This window comes from Mesorhizobium sp. WSM3879, assembly GCF_002294915.1.
In the GTDB taxonomy this organism is placed as follows: Bacteria; Pseudomonadota; Alphaproteobacteria; order Rhizobiales; family Rhizobiaceae; genus Mesorhizobium.
This window is the reverse complement of the sequence record NZ_NSFZ01000002.1, coordinates 390853-409320: the sequence shown is the minus strand read 5'-3', so window position 1 is coordinate 409320 and position 18468 is coordinate 390853. Positions and strand designations below refer to the sequence as shown.

The 18468-nt window shown below is 64.4% G+C and carries 15 protein-coding genes; 8 read left to right on the top strand and 7 right to left on the bottom strand.

The genetic code is table 11. The features are described 5' to 3' along the window. Positions 1–67: 67 nt before the first annotated feature. From CK218_RS05360 to CK218_RS05345, 4 genes are read left to right on the top strand one after another with little or no spacing between them, the layout of a single operon-like run. A complete protein-coding gene (locus CK218_RS05360) occupies positions 68–1075 on the top strand; it encodes an ABC transporter permease (protein ID WP_066998120.1) in 1008 nt (335 codons plus the stop codon). Beyond that, a complete protein-coding gene (locus CK218_RS05355; protein WP_095827087.1) occupies positions 1076–2209 on the top strand; it encodes an ABC transporter permease in 1134 nt (377 codons plus the stop codon). A 10-nt stretch (positions 2210–2219) separates the two neighbouring features. Further along, on the top strand, positions 2220–3890 hold the full coding sequence (locus CK218_RS05350) for an ABC transporter ATP-binding protein (protein WP_095827086.1): 1671 nt from the start codon (positions 2220–2222) through the stop codon (positions 3888–3890). 20 nt (positions 3891–3910) lie between these two features. Continuing rightward, complete coding sequence (locus tag CK218_RS05345; protein WP_095827085.1) at positions 3911–5278, top strand: alpha-glucosidase/alpha-galactosidase; 1368 nt, start codon at positions 3911–3913, stop codon at positions 5276–5278. A 101-nt stretch (positions 5279–5379) separates the two neighbouring features. On the opposite strand, the gene purD is transcribed toward CK218_RS05345, so the two are convergent. Then, a complete protein-coding gene (purD, locus tag CK218_RS05340) occupies positions 5380–6660 on the bottom strand; it encodes a phosphoribosylamine--glycine ligase (protein WP_095827084.1) in 1281 nt (426 codons plus the stop codon). 403 nt (positions 6661–7063) lie between these two features. Here purD and ubiA point away from each other — a divergent pair, with 403 nt between their 5' ends. Continuing rightward, positions 7064–8047, top strand: coding sequence for a 4-hydroxybenzoate octaprenyltransferase (gene ubiA / locus CK218_RS05330; RefSeq protein ID WP_095781731.1), 984 nt, complete (start codon positions 7064–7066; stop codon positions 8045–8047). Positions 8048–8210: 163 nt separating this feature from the next. On the opposite strand, the gene CK218_RS05325 is transcribed toward ubiA, so the two are convergent. From CK218_RS05325 to CK218_RS05315, 3 genes are all read right to left on the bottom strand, one after another. Next, positions 8211–8777, bottom strand: a complete 567-nt coding sequence (locus CK218_RS05325; protein ID WP_095781732.1) for a DUF6101 family protein — start codon at positions 8775–8777, stop codon at positions 8211–8213. Between the two features lie 184 nt (positions 8778–8961). Beyond that, positions 8962–10392: an FAD-binding oxidoreductase gene (locus tag CK218_RS05320; RefSeq protein WP_095827083.1), complete on the bottom strand. Its 1431-nt coding sequence runs from the start codon at positions 10390–10392 to the stop codon at positions 8962–8964. A 79-nt stretch (positions 10393–10471) separates the two neighbouring features. Beyond that, the gene (locus CK218_RS05315) at positions 10472–11434 is read right to left on the bottom strand and encodes an L-threonylcarbamoyladenylate synthase (protein ID WP_179294429.1); all 963 of its coding nucleotides are present in this window, start codon (positions 11432–11434) and stop codon (positions 10472–10474) included. A 276-nt stretch (positions 11435–11710) separates the two neighbouring features. Here CK218_RS05315 and CK218_RS05310 point away from each other — a divergent pair, with 276 nt between their 5' ends. After that, positions 11711–12193, top strand: a complete 483-nt coding sequence (locus tag CK218_RS05310; RefSeq protein WP_095776212.1) for a hypothetical protein — start codon at positions 11711–11713, stop codon at positions 12191–12193. A 57-nt stretch (positions 12194–12250) separates the two neighbouring features. Here the strand turns inward: CK218_RS05310 and glyS are convergent, their stop codons facing one another. Beyond that, positions 12251–14563 (bottom strand): glycine--tRNA ligase subunit beta, encoded by a 2313-nt coding sequence (glyS, locus tag CK218_RS05305; protein ID WP_095827081.1) that lies wholly within the window; start codon positions 14561–14563, stop codon positions 12251–12253. A 218-nt stretch (positions 14564–14781) separates the two neighbouring features. On the opposite strand from glyS, the gene CK218_RS05300 reads away from it, so the two are divergent. Further along, complete coding sequence (locus CK218_RS05300; protein WP_095827080.1) at positions 14782–14964, top strand: hypothetical protein; 183 nt, start codon at positions 14782–14784, stop codon at positions 14962–14964. Here CK218_RS05300 and CK218_RS05295 read toward each other — a convergent pair. Beyond that, positions 14961–15905: a glycine--tRNA ligase subunit alpha gene (locus CK218_RS05295; protein WP_095827079.1), complete on the bottom strand. Its 945-nt coding sequence runs from the start codon at positions 15903–15905 to the stop codon at positions 14961–14963. The genes CK218_RS05300 and CK218_RS05295 overlap by 4 nt on opposite strands. A 172-nt stretch (positions 15906–16077) precedes the next feature. On the opposite strand from CK218_RS05295, the gene CK218_RS05290 reads away from it, so the two are divergent. Further along, positions 16078–16539 (top strand): GNAT family N-acetyltransferase, encoded by a 462-nt coding sequence (locus CK218_RS05290; protein WP_095827078.1) that lies wholly within the window; start codon positions 16078–16080, stop codon positions 16537–16539. A gap of 49 nt (positions 16540–16588) precedes the next feature. Here the strand turns inward: CK218_RS05290 and CK218_RS05285 are convergent, their stop codons facing one another. Beyond that, positions 16589–18364, bottom strand: coding sequence for a tetratricopeptide repeat protein (locus CK218_RS05285; RefSeq protein ID WP_095781738.1), 1776 nt, complete (start codon positions 18362–18364; stop codon positions 16589–16591). Between the last annotated feature and the right edge of the window lie 104 nt (positions 18365–18468).

The window sequence follows — 18468 nt, the reverse complement described above, 5'->3', positions numbered from 1 at the left end:
GCCGGACAAAGCCAAATCTCCGGTAGCGCCCAGGGAGCGACCGGCCAGCAAAGGAAGCCGACCATCCATGTTGCGATTCCTGCTCATGCGCATAGCGTCGGCGCTTCCCGTGCTCGCCATCTTGAGCCTGGTCACCTTCGCCATCATCCAGGCGCCGCCGGGCGACTATGCCGACTATATCAAATCGCAGCTCATCAACCAGGGCGGCGCCTCCTATGCCGAGGCGGATGCACAGGCCCAGGCCTACCGGAAAGAACACGGCCTCGATAAGCCGCTGCCCGTTCAGTATCTCAACTGGATCGGCGGCATCGTCACGCGCGGCGATTTCGGCTACAGCCTCTACTACAACAGGCCGGTGGCGGACGTGGTCGGCGAGCGCCTGCCGCGCACGCTGCTCCTGGCGCTGGTCTGCCACCTGCTCGCCTCGGTGCTGGGCATAAGCTTCGGCATTTGGGCGGCGACCCGCCAGTATTCCTGGATCGACTCGACGCTCTCGGCCATCTCCTTCCTCGGCATGACGGTGCCGCGCTTCCTGATGGCGCTGATCATCGTCTACCTGCTGGTCTTCCAGTTCAACGTGTCGGAGATCGGCAGCTTCTTCTCGCCGCGATATGGCGGCGCGCCATGGTCGTGGGCAAAATTCCTCGACCTGGTCAAGCATGTCTGGCCGGTGGTGGCGATCGCGACCTTCGGCGGGCTCGCCTACAATATGCGCGTCATGCGCGGCAACCTGCTCGACACGCTCAACGCGCAATATGTCGAGACGGCCAAAGCCAAGGGCCTGACTGGCGGCGCCGTCGTGATGCGCCATGCCGTGCCCAATGCGCTGCATCCATTGGTCATGTATCAAGGCGTGGTGCTGCCCTACATGCTGACCGGCGAGATCGAGACGGCGATCATCTTCGCGCTGCCGACCGTCGGGCCGGCGATCGTGGGCTCGATGGCGGTGGGCGATGTCTATGTGACCGCAACCTTCATGATGGTTCTGTCGGCGACGCTGATCGTCGGCAACATCATCGCCGACATGCTGCTGGTCCTGCTCGACCCCCGCGTGCGCCAGTTCGGGGAGCACTAGATGCTGGCCCGCGATCCCTCACCCCCGCCACCCGCCGAAGGAGCCGCGATTCCGGCCGCGCATGGCAACGAGAGCTACATCGCGCTTGTCTGGCGCCGGCTGAAGCGCTCCTGGACCGGCATGGCCGGGCTATGCCTGGTCGTGCTGCTGCTTCTCATGACCCTGTTCGCGGAATTCCTCGCGCCTCTTGACCCGAAAGCGACCGATATCGCCTTCGCGCCGCCGCAGATGGCTAGCTTTCACGACAAGGACGGCAACTTCGTCGCGCGGCCAAGAATTTACGCGCTGGCCGAATCGACCGACCTCGACCCGGTGACCTTCCAGCCGATCGTCGGCCCCGATTACGATCATCCACGACTGCTCGGCTTCTTCGTCGAGGGCGCGCCCTACAAACTCTTCGGCCTCATCCCGGCGAACCGGCATTTCTTCGGCTCGATGGACGGCCAGCCGGTGCATTTCCTCGGCACCGACAAGTTCGGCCGTGATGTGCTGTCGCGCGCCATCCATGGTTCGCGCGTCTCGCTGATGATCGCGCTGACGGTGGTCTTCATAATCACCGTGATCGGAACCAGTGTCGGCATGGTGTCCGGCTATTTCGGCGGCCGGTTCGATGTCTGGATGCAGCGCTTCGTCGAACTGGTGCTCGCCTTCCCGCAACTGCCGCTTTACCTGGCGCTGACGACGCTGATCCCGGTCACCGCGCCGACCAATGTCTTTCTCGCCTTCGTCATCATCGTCATGTCGGCGCTTGGCTGGGCGCAGATGTCGCGCGAAGTACGCGGCAAGACGCTGGCGCTGGCGCGCATCGACTATGTGCGCGCCGCCATGGCGGTGGGCGCCACCGATCGGCGCATCATCATCCAGCACATCTTTCCCAATGTGATGAGCCACGTGATCGTCGCCGTGACGCTGGCGATCCCAACGGTGGTGCTTCTGGAATCCTTCCTCGGCTTCCTCGGCTTCGCGGTGAAGCCACCGCTGATCTCCTGGGGACTGATGCTGCAGGACACCGCGACCTATTCGGTCATCGGCACCTATCCCTGGATCCTGTCGCCGGTCGGCTTCGTGCTGGTCACCGTCTTTGCCTTCAACGCGCTGGGCGACGGCCTGCGCGATGCCGTCGATCCCTATTGAGGTGGCAGGAATGACGACGATCGCGCTTGCCCAACCCTTCGCACCCGCCGTCCGGCTCGACCATGACGGACGCCACGACCAGCCGGTCATCGACGCCCGCAACATCGAAGTCGCCTTCAAGGTCGAGCACGGCATCGTCGAGGCGGTTAAGGACGTCTCGTTCCAACTCTATCGCGGCGAGACGATCGCGATCGTCGGCGAATCCGGTTCCGGCAAATCGGTGACCGCGCGCACCGTCATGGGGCTCTTGTCGCGGCGGGCAACGGTATCGCCGAGGTCAAGCGTCGACTATCTCGGACAGAACATTCTGAAATTCGCCGAGAGCGCCCGGCGCAAGCTGCGCGGCAACCGTATCTCGATGATCTTCCAGGAGCCGATGAGCTCGCTCAACCCGATCTATTCGGTCGGCAGCCAGATCGTCGAAGCGATCAGGGTGCACCGCAAGGTGAGCCGCAAAGAGGCCTGGGCGCGAGCGCTCGAGCTTTTGCGGCATGTCCAGATTCCCGAACCCGAAGCACGCCTCAAGCAGTATCCGCACCAGCTCTCCGGCGGCCAACGGCAGCGCGTCATGATCGCCATGGCTTTGGCCAACGAGCCCGATGTGCTGATCGCCGACGAGCCGACCACCGCGCTCGACGTCACCGTCCAGGCGCAGATCCTCAACCTGATCCGCAATCTGCAGAAAGAAATGCGGATGGCGGTGGTTCTAATCACGCACGATCTTACCGTCGTGCGCAAATTCTCCGACTATGTCTATGTCATGCAGCATGGCGAGATGCGCGAGCATAACGTCACCGAGCGGCTCTTCACCGATCCGCAGCATCCCTACACAAAGCGGCTGCTCGCATCCGAACCACACGGCCGGCCGAAGCCGCTGCCCGAAAAGTCCAGCACGATCCTCGAGGCGAACGGCGTGCGCGTCTGTTTCACGCTGCGGCACGGCACGTTCCTGAAGCCGGACTGGCGCGAGCTGGTCGCGGTCGACGATCTCGACCTCAAACTTTGCCGTCACGAGACGCTGGGCCTGGTCGGCGAATCCGGTTCCGGCAAGACCACTTTCGGCCAGGCGCTGCTTCGGCTGCTCGACGCGAGGCGCGGCGAGATCCGTTTCGATGGCCAGCCGATCCAGTATCTCACGCGCGCCGAGATGCGGCCGCTGCGCTCGCGCATGCAGATCGTCTTCCAGGATCCGTTCTCCTCGCTCAACCCGCGCATGACGATTGGCCAGATCATCGAGGAAGGGCTGGTCGTCAACAGGATCGGGGCCACACGACGCGAGCGGATCGAGCGGGTGCGCGAGGCGCTGGTCAGCGCCGGCATGCCCGGCGATATCCTGTCGCGGTTTCCGCACGAATTTTCGGGCGGCCAGCGGCAGCGCATCGCGATCGCGCGGGCCATCGCACTGGAGCCGGAATTCATCCTGCTCGACGAGCCGACATCGGCGCTCGATCTTTCCGTCCAGGCGCAGATCATCGACCTGCTGCGCAAGCTGCAGGACGAGCGCGGCTTGAGCTATCTCTTCATCTCGCACGACCTCAAGGTGGTGCGGGCGCTCTGCCACCGCGTGATCGTCATGCAGCACGGCAAGATCGTCGAACAGGGGCCCGTAGACGAGGTCCTCACCAACCCCAAGACCGCCTACACCGAACGGCTCGTCCGGGCCGCCTTCGACGTGGCGTGACCATATTCCGGAGGCTCACAGTGGCAAGAAATCCCAGGATCACCTTCCTCGGCGCCGGCTCGACGGTGTTCATGAAGAACATTGTCGGCGACGTGCTGCAGCGCCCGGCGCTGTCGGGCGCGACGATCGCTTTGATGGACATCAACCCGCAGCGGCTGGAAGAGAGCGCCGTCGTCGTCAACAAGCTGATCGCGACCCTCGGCGTGAAGGCGAAGGCCGAGACCTATTCCGACCAACGCCAGGCGCTGTCCGGCGCCGATTTCGTCGTCGTCGCCTTCCAGATCGGCGGTTACGAGCCCTGCACCGTCACCGACTTCGAGGTGCCGAAGAAATATGGCCTGCGCCAGACGATCGCCGACACGCTCGGCGTCGGCGGCATCATGCGGGGCCTGAGGACGGTGCCGCATCTGTGGAGGATCTGCGAGGACATGCTCGCCGTCTGCCCCGACGCGATCATGCTGCAATACGTCAACCCAATGGCGATCAACACCTGGGCGATCGCCGCGAAATTCCCCCAGATCAAACAGGTTGGGCTCTGCCATTCGGTGCAGGGCACGGCGATGGAGCTGGCGCACGACCTCGACCTTCCCTATGAGGAGATCCGCTACCGCGCAGCTGGCATCAACCACATGGCCTTTTACCTCAAGTTCGAGCATCGCCAGCCGGACGGCTCCTACCGCGACCTCTATCCCGACCTTGTCCGCGCCTATCGCGAGGGCCGCGCGCCGAAGCCCGGCTGGAACCCGCGCTGCCCCAACAAGGTGCGCTACGAGATGCTGACCCGGCTCGGCTATTTCGTCACCGAAAGCTCGGAGCATTTCGCCGAATACACGCCCTATTTCATCAAGGAAGGCCGCCCCGATCTGATCGAGAAATACGGCATCCCGCTTGACGAATATCCGAAGCGGTGCATCGAGCAGATCGAGCGCTGGAAGGGCCAGGCGGAGGCCTACCGCTCGGCCGACCGGATCGAGGTGACGCAGTCGAAGGAATACGCCTCCTCGATCATGAACTCGGTGTGGACCGGCGAGCCGTCGGTGATCTACGGCAATGTCCGCAACAATGGCTGCATCACCTCGCTGCCTTTCGATTGCGCGGCGGAAGTGCCGTGCCTGGTCGATGCTTCCGGCATCCAGCCGACCTATATCGGCGAGCTGCCGCCGCAGCTGACGGCGCTGATCCGCACCAACATCAACGTTCAGGAACTGACGGTGCGGGCGCTGATGAGCGAGAGCCGCGAGCACATCTACCACGCGGCGATGATGGACCCGCACACGGCGGCCGAGCTCGATCTCGATCAGATCTGGTCGCTGGTCGACGACCTGCTTGCAGCGCATGGCGACTGGTTGCCGGCCTGGGCGCGACCGGGCAAAAGCAAGGCTGCCTGATTAGAGCAATTTCAGAAAAAGTGTGAAGCGGTTTTCGTCGGAAACTGCGTCAAAACAAATAGACGGGAGATTTCGCCGTTTCCGTGAAACGGTGAGATGTCCTATTTGCCGGTCTGCTCGCGGTCGACGGCGCGCCAGCCGATGTCGTGGCGGCAGAAACCCTGCGGCCAGTCGATACGGTCGATCGCCGCGTAGGCCTTTTTTTGTGCCTCCCCGACGGTGGTGCCGGTTGCCGTGACGTTGAGCACGCGGCCGCCATTGGCGACGAGCGCGCCGCCGTTGATGGCGGTGCCGGCATGGAAGATTTCGGCGCCGTCGCTGGCGGCCTCGTCGAGACCGCGGATCACCGAGCCCTTTTCCGGCGTGCCGGGATAACCCCTCGCCGCCATCACCACGGTCAGTGCCGCGTCGTCGCTCCAGCGGGCAGACATATGCGCGAGCTGGCCGTCGACAGCAGCGTTGAGCAGGACGAGCAGGTCGTCCTTCAGCCGCATCATCAGCACCTGGCATTCGGGATCGCCGAAGCGGGTGTTGTACTCGATCAGCTTGGGGCCTTGGTCGGTGATCATCAAACCGGCGAAGAGGATGCCGGCGAAAGGCGCGCCGAGATTGGCCATGCCGCGCATCGTCGGCTCGACGATCTCGCGCATGGTGCGCTCGGTCATGTCGGGCGTCATCACCGGCGCCGGCGAATAGGCGCCCATGCCGCCGGTGTTCGGACCGGTATCGCCGTCGCCGACGCGCTTATGGTCCTGCGCGGTGCCGAAGGGCAGCGCGGTAGCGCCGTCGCAGAGGCAGAAGAAGCTCGCCTCCTCGCCGGTCAGATATTCCTCGACGACGACCTCGGCGCCGGCGGCGCCAAAAGCGCCGTCGAAACAGGCGTCGAGCGCGGCAAGCGCCTCCTCCAGCGTCATGGCGATGGTGACGCCCTTGCCGGCGGCAAGCCCGTCAGCCTTGATGACGATCGGCGCGCCCGTCTTTTCGACATAGGCTTTGGCCGCCGCGAGATCGGCGAAGCGGCCATAGGCTGCGGTCGGGATGTTGAACTTGGCGCAAAGATCCTTGGTAAAGCCCTTCGAGCCTTCGAGCCGCGCCGCCGCCCTGGAGGGGCCGAAGACGCGGATGCCCCAGGCGCGCAAATCATCGGCAATGCCAGCCACCAGCGGCCCTTCCGGACCGACGACGACGAGGTCGATCTTCTTCTCCTGGCAGAAGGCGGCCACAGTGGAGTGGTCGGCGATGTCCAGCTTGACCAGTTCGGCGAAACGGCCGATGCCGGGATTGCCGGGTGAAGCATAGAGCTTCGTCAGCAGCGGCGACGCGGCGATCTTCCAGGCAAGCGCATGTTCGCGGCCGCCCGAGCCGAGAAGAAGAACGTTCATGGCCACCTCTTGCTGATCGTGTCCCCGAACCCGCTATTGGTCCAAGGGCGACGGGTCAAGGCGTCTTGGCGTTTCGGAGGGCGATTGCACACGGGAAGATTGCCCACATCAAGACGCAATGAGGCAATTTGCCGGTGGGGAACCGACCCCGCCCGGCCCAATCCGAAGTCGACTCAGCTCCGGAAAACGATGGGGAACCAGCCCTCGCGCAACCTCTGGCCGGGCTTGATGTGCTTCCCATGCAGCGCTTGTCCTCGCCCACAACGCGCGCCTGCGCCTATCGAAGGCGGCACTCGCCTTCATCGAGACAGCGAAAGCATGGTTCGCCAGTCACGATGTTTTCACTGGCTGAGCGACAACACGGCTGCTTGACGGCGCCCATCGCTGCTGCCACTCCAGCACGATGAAAACGATCCAGTCGAAAGCAGCCCAGGGCCGCGTCGCGGACGCGCCGAGCGGCCATTGGGTTTACCGAGTGCTGCCGCGCTGGCTGTGGCCCTATGCGCAGCTTGCGCGCTGGGACCGGCCGATCGGCTGGCAGCTGCTCTTGTGGCCCTGCTGGTGGTCGGCGGCTCTTGCGGCCAGCGCCTATCCGCGGCCGACGGATCCGCTGCTGACGCTGTTGCCCGCGCCCTGGTACCTGTTCCTGTTTTTCATCGGCGCCGTCGCCATGCGCGGCGCCGGCTGCACCTACAACGACATCGTCGACGAAGACATCGACAACCAGGTCGAGCGCACCCGCTCGCGGCCGCTGCCGGCCGGCCAGGTGACGCGCCGCCAGGCCTGGGCGTTTCTGATCATCCAGGCGCTGGTCGGGCTCGCGGTGCTTTTGCAGTTCAACAGCTTCGCCATTCCGCTCGGCATCGCCTCGCTGGCCATTGTCGCGATCTACCCGTTCATGAAGCGCATCACCAATTGGCCGCAATTCGTGCTCGGGCTCGCCTTCTCCTGGGGCGCGCTGATGGGCTGGGCGGTCGAGTTCGGCGATCTCGATGGCCCCGCCATCATGCTCTATATCGGCTCGATCCTGTGGGTGATCGGCTACGACACGATCTACGCGCATCAGGACAAAGAAGACGACGCCATCGTCGGCGTGCGCTCGACGGCACGCCTGTTCGGCGACAACACCAAGACCTGGCTCACCGGGCTCTATGGCGGCACGCTTGCCTGCTTCGCCATCGCCTTTGCCTCGGCTCAAGTGCCGATGCCGGCGCTGGCCGGGCTGATTGCCGCCGGCGCGCATATGGCGCGCCAGATCATCCGGCTCGACATCAACGATCCCGATCAGTGCCTGAAGCTGTTCAAGTCGAACAACCAGGTCGGCTGGCTGATTTTTCTGGGGCTGATCGGCGGGGCGTTTTGGGTGGTGCTGAAGCCGCTGGTGTAGCGCCTCTCCTTCTCCCCTTGTCGTGGGAGGGTGGATCGGCGCGCAGTGCCGAGACGGTTGAGGGTGTTTCAGCGGAGTGAGAGCTCGGCGTTTCCTGGAGAACCCCTCATCCGTCGCCTTCGGCGACACCTTCTCCCACAGGGGGAGAAGGGAAGGGTCGCTGCTATTCGCGCGCGATAATCTCCTCACCGCCGACGACGAGACGCAGGCCGAGATTGCCGGTCCTGCGGCGGGCGAGGAAGCGCGGGCGGCGCATGTTGGAGACACGGCCCTGGCGGCGTTCCTGCGGCGGCAGCGCTTTGATTGCGGCGCCCAGCGATTCCTCCAGCGTGCGGGCGACGCCGTCGGCCTCGATCAGAAGCATCGGCAGGCGATAGGCGTCGGCCCAGGCGCGCCAGTCGGCGGCGACGTCGTCGAGATCGTCGGCGACCAAAAGCGGCACCGACAGCATCGGATCATTGTGCAGAAGTTCCAGCGTCACGGTGACATTGCCGTCCGGATCCTCCATGGCGCGGGCGGCGACACCACGGAAGGCATTGGCGGGCAGCGCGATGATCGCCGGCACGCCGCTCATCTCCAGCGTGCGGCGGATGACGGCGCCGCGCTGGTCGATGGTGAAGGTTACATCGCCATAGTCGTCGCGCGTGGCATAGCTTACCATCTGCGGCAGGCGAAACGGGTCGAGACGCATGTTGCGCCCCGCCCAGACTGGCTTCAGTCCAGTGTTCATCGAATGCCTTCCTGTTTCTCCTGAGGGCCGTTTTCCGGTTCTCTCCGGGCCGGTTCTTCCGGCCTCGTTATGCGGGAAACATTAGCGCTCGCTTCTTACCGCCGCGCTTAAGAAAGTCAGTTAAATTTTGCTGATCGGAGCCGATGGTTATCGGAATGCGACCAGCCACAAGATGTTGGAAGAATTAGATAACCTTACCGGGATTCATGATGCCGGCCGGGTCGAAGGCCGCCTTCACCCGGCGCATCAGATCGATCGCCATTGGCGGGGCCGTGGCGATCAGCTCGTCGCGCTTCAATTGGCCGATGCCGTGCTCGGCCGAGATCGAGCCGTGGAAGGAACGCACGACATCGTGCACGGCCTTGTTCATCGGGTGGTAGAGCTCAAGGAACGGCTCGTCCTGCCAATCCAGCGGGCGAGAGATGTTGTAGTGAAGATTGCCGTCGCCCATGTGGCCGAAGCAGACGACGCGGGCGCCGGGACAGACAGTCTGGACCACGCCGGCCGCCTTTTCGATGAACTCCGGGATCGAGGCGATCGGCACCGAGATGTCGTGCTTGATCGAGGCGCCCTCCGGCTTCTGGCATTCGGGCAGCGTCTCGCGGAAATTCCAGAAGGCGTCGCCCTGGGCAAGACTTGCCGACACCACCGCATCGCCGACGATGCCCTGCTCGAGGCCGGCCGAAAGAATCTCCTCGATCAGCGCCTTGCCATCTTCTTCCGAGCGACCTGAAGAGACCTGCATCAGGGCATACCACTGCCAGTCATCCGCCAGCGGTCGGGTGATCCCTTGCCCATGCTTAAGCGTGAAGTCGTAAGGCCTTTTGGCGATCAGCTCGAAAGCCGTGAGCGAAGCACCGGCGCGATCCATCGCCAAGCTGAACAGCGAGAGCGCTGCCTGGGGCGACGACAGGCCGGCGAAGGCAACCTCCCTGCCCTTCGGCTTCGGAAAGAGCTTCAGCACCGCGGCGGTGATGACGCCGAGGGTGCCCTCGGCGCCGACGAAGAGGTTTTTCAGATCGTAGCCGGTGTTGTCCTTCTTCAGCTTGCGCAGATCGTCGAACACTTCGCCGGTCGGCAGCACCACTTCGACGCCGAGGCAAAGCTCGCGCGCATTGCCATAGGCAAGCACGCCGGTGCCCCCGGCATTGGAAGAGAGATTGCCGCCGATCTGGCAGGAGCCTTGGGCTGCAAGCGACAGCGGGAACAGCCGGTCGGCAGCGTCGGCCGCTTCCTGGAGCGTCTGCAGGATGACGCCGGCCTCGGCGGTGATGGTGTTCGACAGGACATCGATTTCGCGGATGCGGTTCAGCCGCGACAGCGAGAGCACGATGTTGCGGCCGGACTTGTCCGGCACTTGGGCGCCGACCAGCCCGGTGTTGCCGCTCTGCGGCACGACCGGCGTGCCGGTCTCGGTCGCGAGCCGCATGATGCGGCTCACTTCCTCGACGCTGCCTGGCCTCAGCACCAGGGGTGTCCGGCCATGCCAGAGGCCGCGCCGTTCGGTGATGTATGGCGCGATGTCAGCCTGATCGCGCAGCGCGTATCTGTCGCCGACGATGGCAGCGAAGCGGTCGATGAGGGCAGGATCGAGGTCGAAGGGCTGGTCGTTCATGCGCCCAAACCTAGAGCAATTCCAGGAAAAGTGTGAAGCGGTTTTCCGTCCGGAATTGCGTCAAAACAAAGAGATAGGCTCAGTCGATCTTGTCACGCGGGGCGGCGGCGCGCGCGAGCCGGTCGTTGATCGCCTCGCCCAAGCCGTCGGCCGGGATCGGCTCGACGGCGATAGTGGGCGCGCCGCTGCGGTCGAGCGCCTGCATATAGGCGAACAGATTGGCGGCGGCCTCCCGCAGATCCCCCGCCTCGGAAAGATTGCGCAGCGCCACGGCATCCTGCCAGCCTTCAGCGCGAGCGCGGCCGAAGGCGAGCAGCGCCTCGCCGCTCGTGAGCTTGCCGACGTTGAGCCGCATCGATGCGCGCGGCGCGTAATGCGAGGCGAGCATGCCGGGCGCCTGGATTCCGGTAGCGCCGCGGATCACCTCAATTCCGACGACCGCTTCAATGTCCCGGGCAGCGATGCCGCCGGGTCGTAGCAGACGCAGCTTGCCGTCCTCGATCTTGACGATCGTCGATTCCAGGCCGACGGGCGTCGCGCCGCCGTCGACCACCAGCTTGATCTTCCCGCCGAGATCGGCCGACACGGCCTCGGCCGTCGTGGCGCTGATCCTGCCGGAGGAATTGGCGCTGGGCGCCGCGAGCGGCCGGCCCAATCTCGCGATCAGCTCGCCGCCGAAGCCTCTCGGCATGCGCAGCGCGATCGTGTCAAGCCCGGCTGTGACGAGCGGATGGATGCCGTTTTCCGCGCGCTGCGGCAACACCAGCGTCAGCGGACCGGGCCAGAAAGCTTCCGCCAGCTTTGTTGACAGTGGATCGAACGCAGCAATGCGGGTCGCCATTGCCAGGTTGGCGACATGGGCGATCAGCGGGTTGAAGCGCGGGCGCCCCTTGGCCTCGAAGATACGCGCCACGGCAGCCCCCTTCGTGGCGTCACCTGCCAGTCCGTAAACGGTCTCGGTCGGGATGGCGACAACATCGCCGCCTTCGAGCAGCGCCAGCGCCCTTTCCATCGCCTCGCCGACGCCAAGTATCTCAGCCAAATTCACCACCGATCCTGAACATGCCGGTCCCGTAATACGGCATGGCAGCAGGGGCAAGGGCGCGCATTGGCGATTTATCAATCCCTAAAATGTTAAGTTTCCGCGCAAGCCGGCATCAATTCGCCGACGCTAGGGTGCGGATTTCCGGTTGGTGGGCGGAGAGTTGTCGTGATGCGTATGTCTTGCTTTGATGCAATTGCGGACGGAAAGCTGTTACGTCCCTTTCCTGGAATTGCTCTAGGAGCGGTCGGTATCGGTCTTCTGGCGACGAGCGGCTTGGCACAGGCTTCGTCCATCGTCGTGCTCGGCGCGGCGACCTCGACGCCATCCATTGTCAGGCTGGCCGCGATCGAGCCCGGCAAGGCTACACCGTCAGTTGTGGCGCTCGGCGAGCCGCTGCCAGCCGTCACCGATGAGAAAGTGGCCGCGATCCCGGAGAAATCCGGACAGAGGCAAGCACAGGCGCCGACGATCATTCGCGGCGGCATCGTCGGCGGCGCTTCGGCGGCGCCCGCGGCGACTGCCCCGGCCAAGGAGGCCGCGACACCGGCAAACGGCACCGCGCCCGCCGGCACGCCTCCCAACGGCACGGCTGCGGCCACGCCCCCCAACGGCACGGCTCAGGCTGCCGCCAACGGCGATACCAAAGCTTCCGAGAACAACCCCGCTACGACGGCAACGGCGTCTGACGGCGAGACCCAACCGGAAGTCCAACCGGAAGCTGCCCCGACGCCGCCGCGCTTCAGCAAGGCGATGTAGGCGCGACGGCCTCCCGCGCCTTACGGAGCATTCAGCTTCCGACCGGCATTCTGGCTGTCAGCCGACGATTTTTGAAAAATCGGCGACCTGGTCGGTGGCGGCGCGGATGCGGGCAAGCAGGGCCAGGCGGTTGGCGCGCACGGCCTGATCCTCATCATTCACGAGAACCCCTTCAAAGAATGAATCAACCGGTTCACGCAAGACGCTAAGCGTCAGCATGGCGGCGGAAAAATCTTCGTTTTGAATCGCTTGGCCGGCTGCCTTCTCGGCCTGATTCACCGCGGCCGACAGCTTCTTTTCCGCATCTTCGCGGAACAGCGCCGGCTCAACTATCTCGGCGACCCGTGTTTTCTTCTTCTCCTCGGCAGCCAGGATGTTGGCGGCGCGCTTGGTACCGGCGAGGAGGTTCTTGCCATCCTCCGTGTCGAGGAACTTGCCCAGCGCCTCGACGCGGCGAACGATCTGCAGAAGGTCGTCGGACTGCGGCGTGATGACGGCGTCGATCAGATCGTATCGTGCACCGCTTTCGCGGAGATATACCTTGAGGCGGTCATGGAAGAAGCCGAGGAGATCCGAAATTTGTGCGACATCGCCGGCGAAGCTCGCAAAGGCCTTGGCGAAGACCGATGTCAGTCCGAGGCGAATGCGGTTCTCGATCAGGATCCGGACCACGCCGAGTGCAGCTCTTCTGAGCGCGAACGGATCCTTGCTGCCTGTCGGCTTTTCATCAATCGCCCAGAAGCCGGTCAGCGTATCGAGCTTGTCGGCCAGCGCGACAGCAACCGACACCGGGTCGGTCGGCACCCGGTCGGACGGGCCTTGCGGCTTGTAGTGCTCCTCGGCGGCCGCGGCCACCGACGGATGCTCACCCTGGAGCAGCGCATATTTGCGGCCCATGGCGCCCTGCAATTCCGGGAACTCGCCTACCACCTCGGTCTGCAGGTCGGCCTTGGCGAGCACCGCGGCGCGGGCGACGAGCGCGGTAATCTCCCCCCTCGAGGGGGAGATGTCGCCAGAGGCGACAGAGGGGGTCGTCTCGCGTGGAGTGCCAACCTCTTCCCTCTTCGAAAGGCCAGAATGCGTCGCACCAGCCGAAGCAACCCCCTCTGCCCTGCCGGCCATCTCCCCCTCAAGGGGGGAGATCGACTTCGCCACCGTCGGCGCCAATTCTTCGGCCAAGCGCTTGATGCGCTCGACCCGGGCGCCCTGCGTGCCAAGCTTGGCATGGAAGGTCACATTGAGATGGTCAAGGCGCGCCATGCGCTGGTCGAGCGGCTTCTTTAGATCCAGCTCGAACTTCGCCGCCGACTCTTGCAGCGTGCCGAGGTCGGGCAGATCGCCCTGGTCGGTCTTCCAGAAATAGAGGGCGTCTGAGAGACGCGCCCGCACCACCTTGCCATTGCCGTAGGCGATCTCTTTGCCGCCGTCCTTCGCCTCGATATTGGCAACCAGGATGAAGCGGTTCGACAGATCTTCGCCCGCGCCCTGCGGCCGGGTGACGAAGCATTTCTGATTGGCGCGAATGGTTAGGCGAATGACCTCGGCCGGGATGGTGAGAAAATCCTGCTCGAACTCGCCCATCAGCACGACCGGCCATTCGACTAGGCCGGAGACCTCTTCCAGCAGGCCCTCGTCCTCGACGAGGTCGAGGCCGTTGGCGAAGGCGACATTGCGGGCATCGGCCAGGATGATCTCCTTGCGCCGGTCGGCATCAAGCACGACCTTGGCCGCTTCGAGCTTCGCCGCATAGTCGTCGAAGCGGCGCACGGTGATCGGGCCCGGTGCGTGGAAGCGGTGGCCGTAGGTGACGTTGCCGGAGCGGATGCCGTCGATCTCGAAGTCGACCACCACCGGCTCCTCGGTCTCCGGGCCGAAGGTGCAGACGATCGATTGCAGCGGCCGCACCCAGCGCAGTGAGCCGGGCTTGGCCGAGGCCGCGCCCCAGCGCATCGATTTCGGCCAGGGAAAGTTCTTGATGATGCCCGGCACCAGCTCGGCGATGATCTCTTCCGCCGCCCTGCCCGGCTTGGAGATGTGGGCGACGTAGAAGTCGCCCTTCTTGGGATCCGAATGGACATGCGCCTCGGCGATCGATGAAAGGCCGGCCTTGCGCAGAAAACCCTGCACCGCCTGCTCGGGCGCCGTGGTCGAGGGGCCCTTGATCTCCTCGAGAATGTCCTTAGAGCGCGCCGTCAGCCCGCGCACGTCCAGCGCCAGGCGTCGCGGCGTCCAGTATTCGCGCGCCGCCTCATAGGTCAGGCCCGCCTCGACCAAGCCGTCGGTCAGCATCTTGCGAAGATCGCCAGCCGCCTTGCGCTGCATGCGCGCGGGGATTTCTTCCGAGCGGAGTTCTAGGAGTAGGTCAGGCATAGGGTCAGCTCATGCTGGCGAAGGGTCCGGCGCGGCATAGCAACTCGGCTCGCGCCTGTCACCCTGCCTGCCGGTCGGCAGTTCGAGCTATTTCAGGAAATTTTCAGTTCTTTGTCGGGACGACACGAGCCCACCCGTCATAAGAACAGACACCCCATGAACCAAACACAGTGCTGAAGCGACCAACGCTCAGACGGAGAACTATTGGCTGAACAACCATGAAGACGGCATCGAGAATCCTGCAGATCCTGGCACTGAGCGCCTGCTTCGCCGCCCAGATGCATGGCACATTCTCGATGCCGGGTGTGCGACAGGCACTGCGCACGATCGATGCCGCGACAGTCCAGATCACGTTGCCGACGGCAGCCGCCGCCGAGATCGCCAGCGTGACTTTGGGCTAAGTCGCCAAGCCGCCCGCGCGCGTTTGCAGGAACGCCTCTCCGCAAGCCTTGGCAAGGTTGCGCACGCGCAGAATGTAGCTCTGGCGCTCGGTCACGGAAATCACGCCGCGGGCGTCAAGCAGATTGAAGACGTGGCTTGCCTTGATGCACTGGTCATAGGCGGGGAAAACCAGACTGTGCATCGACAAATTGTCGTTCGACGCCGGCGCGCCGGCAGCGAGCAGCGCTTTGCACTCGGCTTCGGCGTCCTCGAAATGCCGAAGCAGCATCGCGGTGTTGGCGAATTCGAAATTGTGGCGCGAATATTCCTGCTCGGCCTGCAGGAAGACGTCGCCATAGGTGACCTTCTCAGGCCCTTCGCGGCCGTTGAAGTTCAAGTCGTAGACATTGTCGACGCCCTGCACATACATGGCGAGACGCTCGAGCCCATAGGTGAGCTCGCCGGCCACCGGCGCGCATTCGATGCCGCAGACCTGCTGGAAATAGGTGAACTGCGACACTTCCATGCCGTCGCACCAGCACTCCCAGCCGAGGCCCCAGGCACCCAGCGTCGGGCTTTCCCAATCGTCCTCGACGAAGCGGATGTCATGCAGCAGCGGATCGACGCCGATGGCTTCCAGCGAGCCGAGATAGAGTTCCTGCAGGTTCGGCGGGTTCGGCTTCAGGATCACCTGATATTGATAGTAATGCTGCAGCCGGTTCGGGTTCTCGCCGTAGCGGCCGTCCTTCGGCCGGCGCGACGGCTGCACGTAAGCCGCGTTCCAGCGCAACGGGCCGAGCGCGCGCAAGGTGGTGGCGGGGTGGAAGGTGCCGGCGCCGACTTCCATGTCGTAGGGCTGCAGGATGACGCAGCCGTAAGCTGCCCAGTAGTTGTGCAAGGTCAGGATCAGCCCCTGGAAGGAGCGGCTGGGATGCATGTGGGCAGGGATCTCGACGGTCACGGCGGCCTCGGAAAGCGCTGGGAGTGGGCTTTCCCTAGTTGCCGGGCCGGCAAGCGTCAAGGCACGGCGCCGCATCGAGGAGAGGTTGAACGCTTTGCCGGCGGCTGGCCCATTGAAGGCCGCTCACGCGGGCCGTTTGCTTCGGTGAGCCGCAACGACAAAGGTTCCCGCCATGCCTGGTCAACTCACCGTCCGCCCTGTCACCCAGCAGGACTACGAGCAGTGGCTGCCGCTCTGGGACGGCTACAACGAATTCTACGGCCGCTCGGGCGAGACCGCGCTTGCCGGCGAGATCACCCAGATGACCTGGTCGCGCTTCTTCGACGCCTACGAGCCGGTGCATGCTCTGGTGGCCGAGCGCGACGGCAGGCTTCTCGGCCTCGTCCACTATCTCTACCACCGCTCGACCACGGCGATCGCGCCGAACTGCTATCTGCAGGATCTCTTCACCTCGCAAGCCGCGCGCGGCCAAGGCGTCGGCCGGGCACTGGTCGAAGGCGTTTACGAGCGCGCCAAAGCCGCGGGCTCGGGTCGCGTCTACTGGCTGACGCACGAGACCAACCACACCGCCATGCAGCTCTATGACAGGATCGGCGAGCGCTCGGGGTTCGTCGTCTACCGCAAGATGTTTTGAAACGTTGCGGGGCCCCCAAGGGCCCCGCCAAACTGCAGAAATGTGCGCCTCAGCCCTTCGGCGCCGCGGGCGGGACCGGTTTCACCTTCGGCGTTTCCTGCGCCGTGTTGGACTCGATCGGCGGCAGGCCCTTCAGCAGCTTCTGCTGCAAGGTGGCGAGCACATCCGGGTCCGGCTTCAGGTCGCGTGCCTGGGTCCACTGGAAGGTCGCTTCCAGCTTGCGGCCGACGCGCCAATAGGCGTCGCCCAGATGGTCGTTGAGAACCGGATCCTCGGGCTTCAGCGACACGGCGCGCTCCATTTCGCGCACGGCGTCGTCGAAGCGGCCGAGGCGGTAATAGGCCCAGCCAAGCGAGTCGACGATGTAGCCGTCGCTTGGCCTGAGATCCACGGCCTTCTGGATCATCGCCAGGCCTTCCTTGAGGTTCATGTTCATGTCGACCCAGGAATAGCCGAGATAGTTCAGGACCTGCGGCTGGTCGGGCTGCAGCTCCAGAGCCTTGCGGAAATTGGGCTCGGCCTTCGGCCATTCCTTCAGCCGCTCATAGGCGATGCCGCGCTGGTAGAAGATGTTCCAGTTGGCGGCGGTCGGCGTCTTCAGCTGTTCGACCGCCTTGTCGTAGAGATTGGCAGCCGAACGGTAGTCCTCCTTCGAGGAGTAGACGCCGCCAAGCGCCAGGTAGCCGCGCATGTCGGTCGGGTGCGCATCGACATAACCCTTGAGATGCGCGATGGCTTCGTCGTGACGGTCGATGTCGGCAAGGTTCAGGCCAAGCTGCAGCTCAGAAAGCTCCTTCAATGGCGAGGAGGCCGGAATGCGCCGATAGAGCGCGATCGCGCCTTCGCCGTCCTTCAGCTGCTCGGCGACGGCGGCGAGCTGCACGAGGGCGGCGTCGCTGTCCGGCTTCAGCGCCAGCGCATATTGCAGATAGAGCCTCACGAAAGGCTCGCCGCCGCCACGGTTGAGCGCGGTGGCGAGGTCGAGCAGGATTTCCGAGGCCCCGTCGGCCGGGGTAGCGACCAGGGGCTCGATCTTGTCGCCCTTGCTGATCCTGTCGCGCAGCGTGGTGATTTCGAGCTTGCCAGGCGCGAAGGCTTCGGCCTGGTTCAGCACCGCCATCGCCTTAGTCTTGTCGCCCTTGCGGGCGAGGAACGAGGCATAGGCCTGGGCATTGCGCATCCACGTCTCGGGCGCGGAGCCGCCGGCGGCGGTATCGGCCAGGGTGGCGGCGTAGATCTCATCGGCCTTGGGGGAAAGGCCGGCGGCGTCGGCGATGAGGGCGCGATGGAAGGACTTGAACAGGCCGAACCAGTCCGGCCCCTTCAGCTTATCGATCGAAGCCATCGCCTCGGAGGCATCGCCCGCGCCTTCCTTGGCCCAACCGTCCATGACGCCGGAGAGCAGCCGGTCGAGATCGGATTCGAGCGACAGCTTCAGCCAGTACTGAGCCTTGGCGTAGTCCTTCTTGTGGAAGGAATCGACCGCAAGCGCCAGACGCGAGAAGCGCTCGACATCGGGAACTTCCTTGAGCTTGTCGGCATAGACCAGCGATTCCTCGAAGCGGCCCTGGGCGACCAGCGCCAGCATGAGGCTCTGCTGCAGCTCGGTGTCATTGGGGGCAAAGGCCAGCGCCTGCTTGTAATAGGCGATGGCATTGTCGAGATCGTTGTCGCTTTCGGCAATATGGGCGGCAAGATAGGCGCCCGAAAAGGACGTGATCTGGACCGGTTGGGAGTTTTCCTTGGCATGGGCAGGCAGCACCGACAGCGCCACACCCGTTAAAAATGCCAGCCTCGTCAGCCAGCGCGCACGTCCTTGCCGCATTGTATCCCTTTCAGCCAGACGCGATCCCCCCTTGGCGGACCGCCCACAGAGTCGATGTTTTCCCGACAAAGCATGGCCTTTTTGGGGTCAGGCTTCAATCCGCA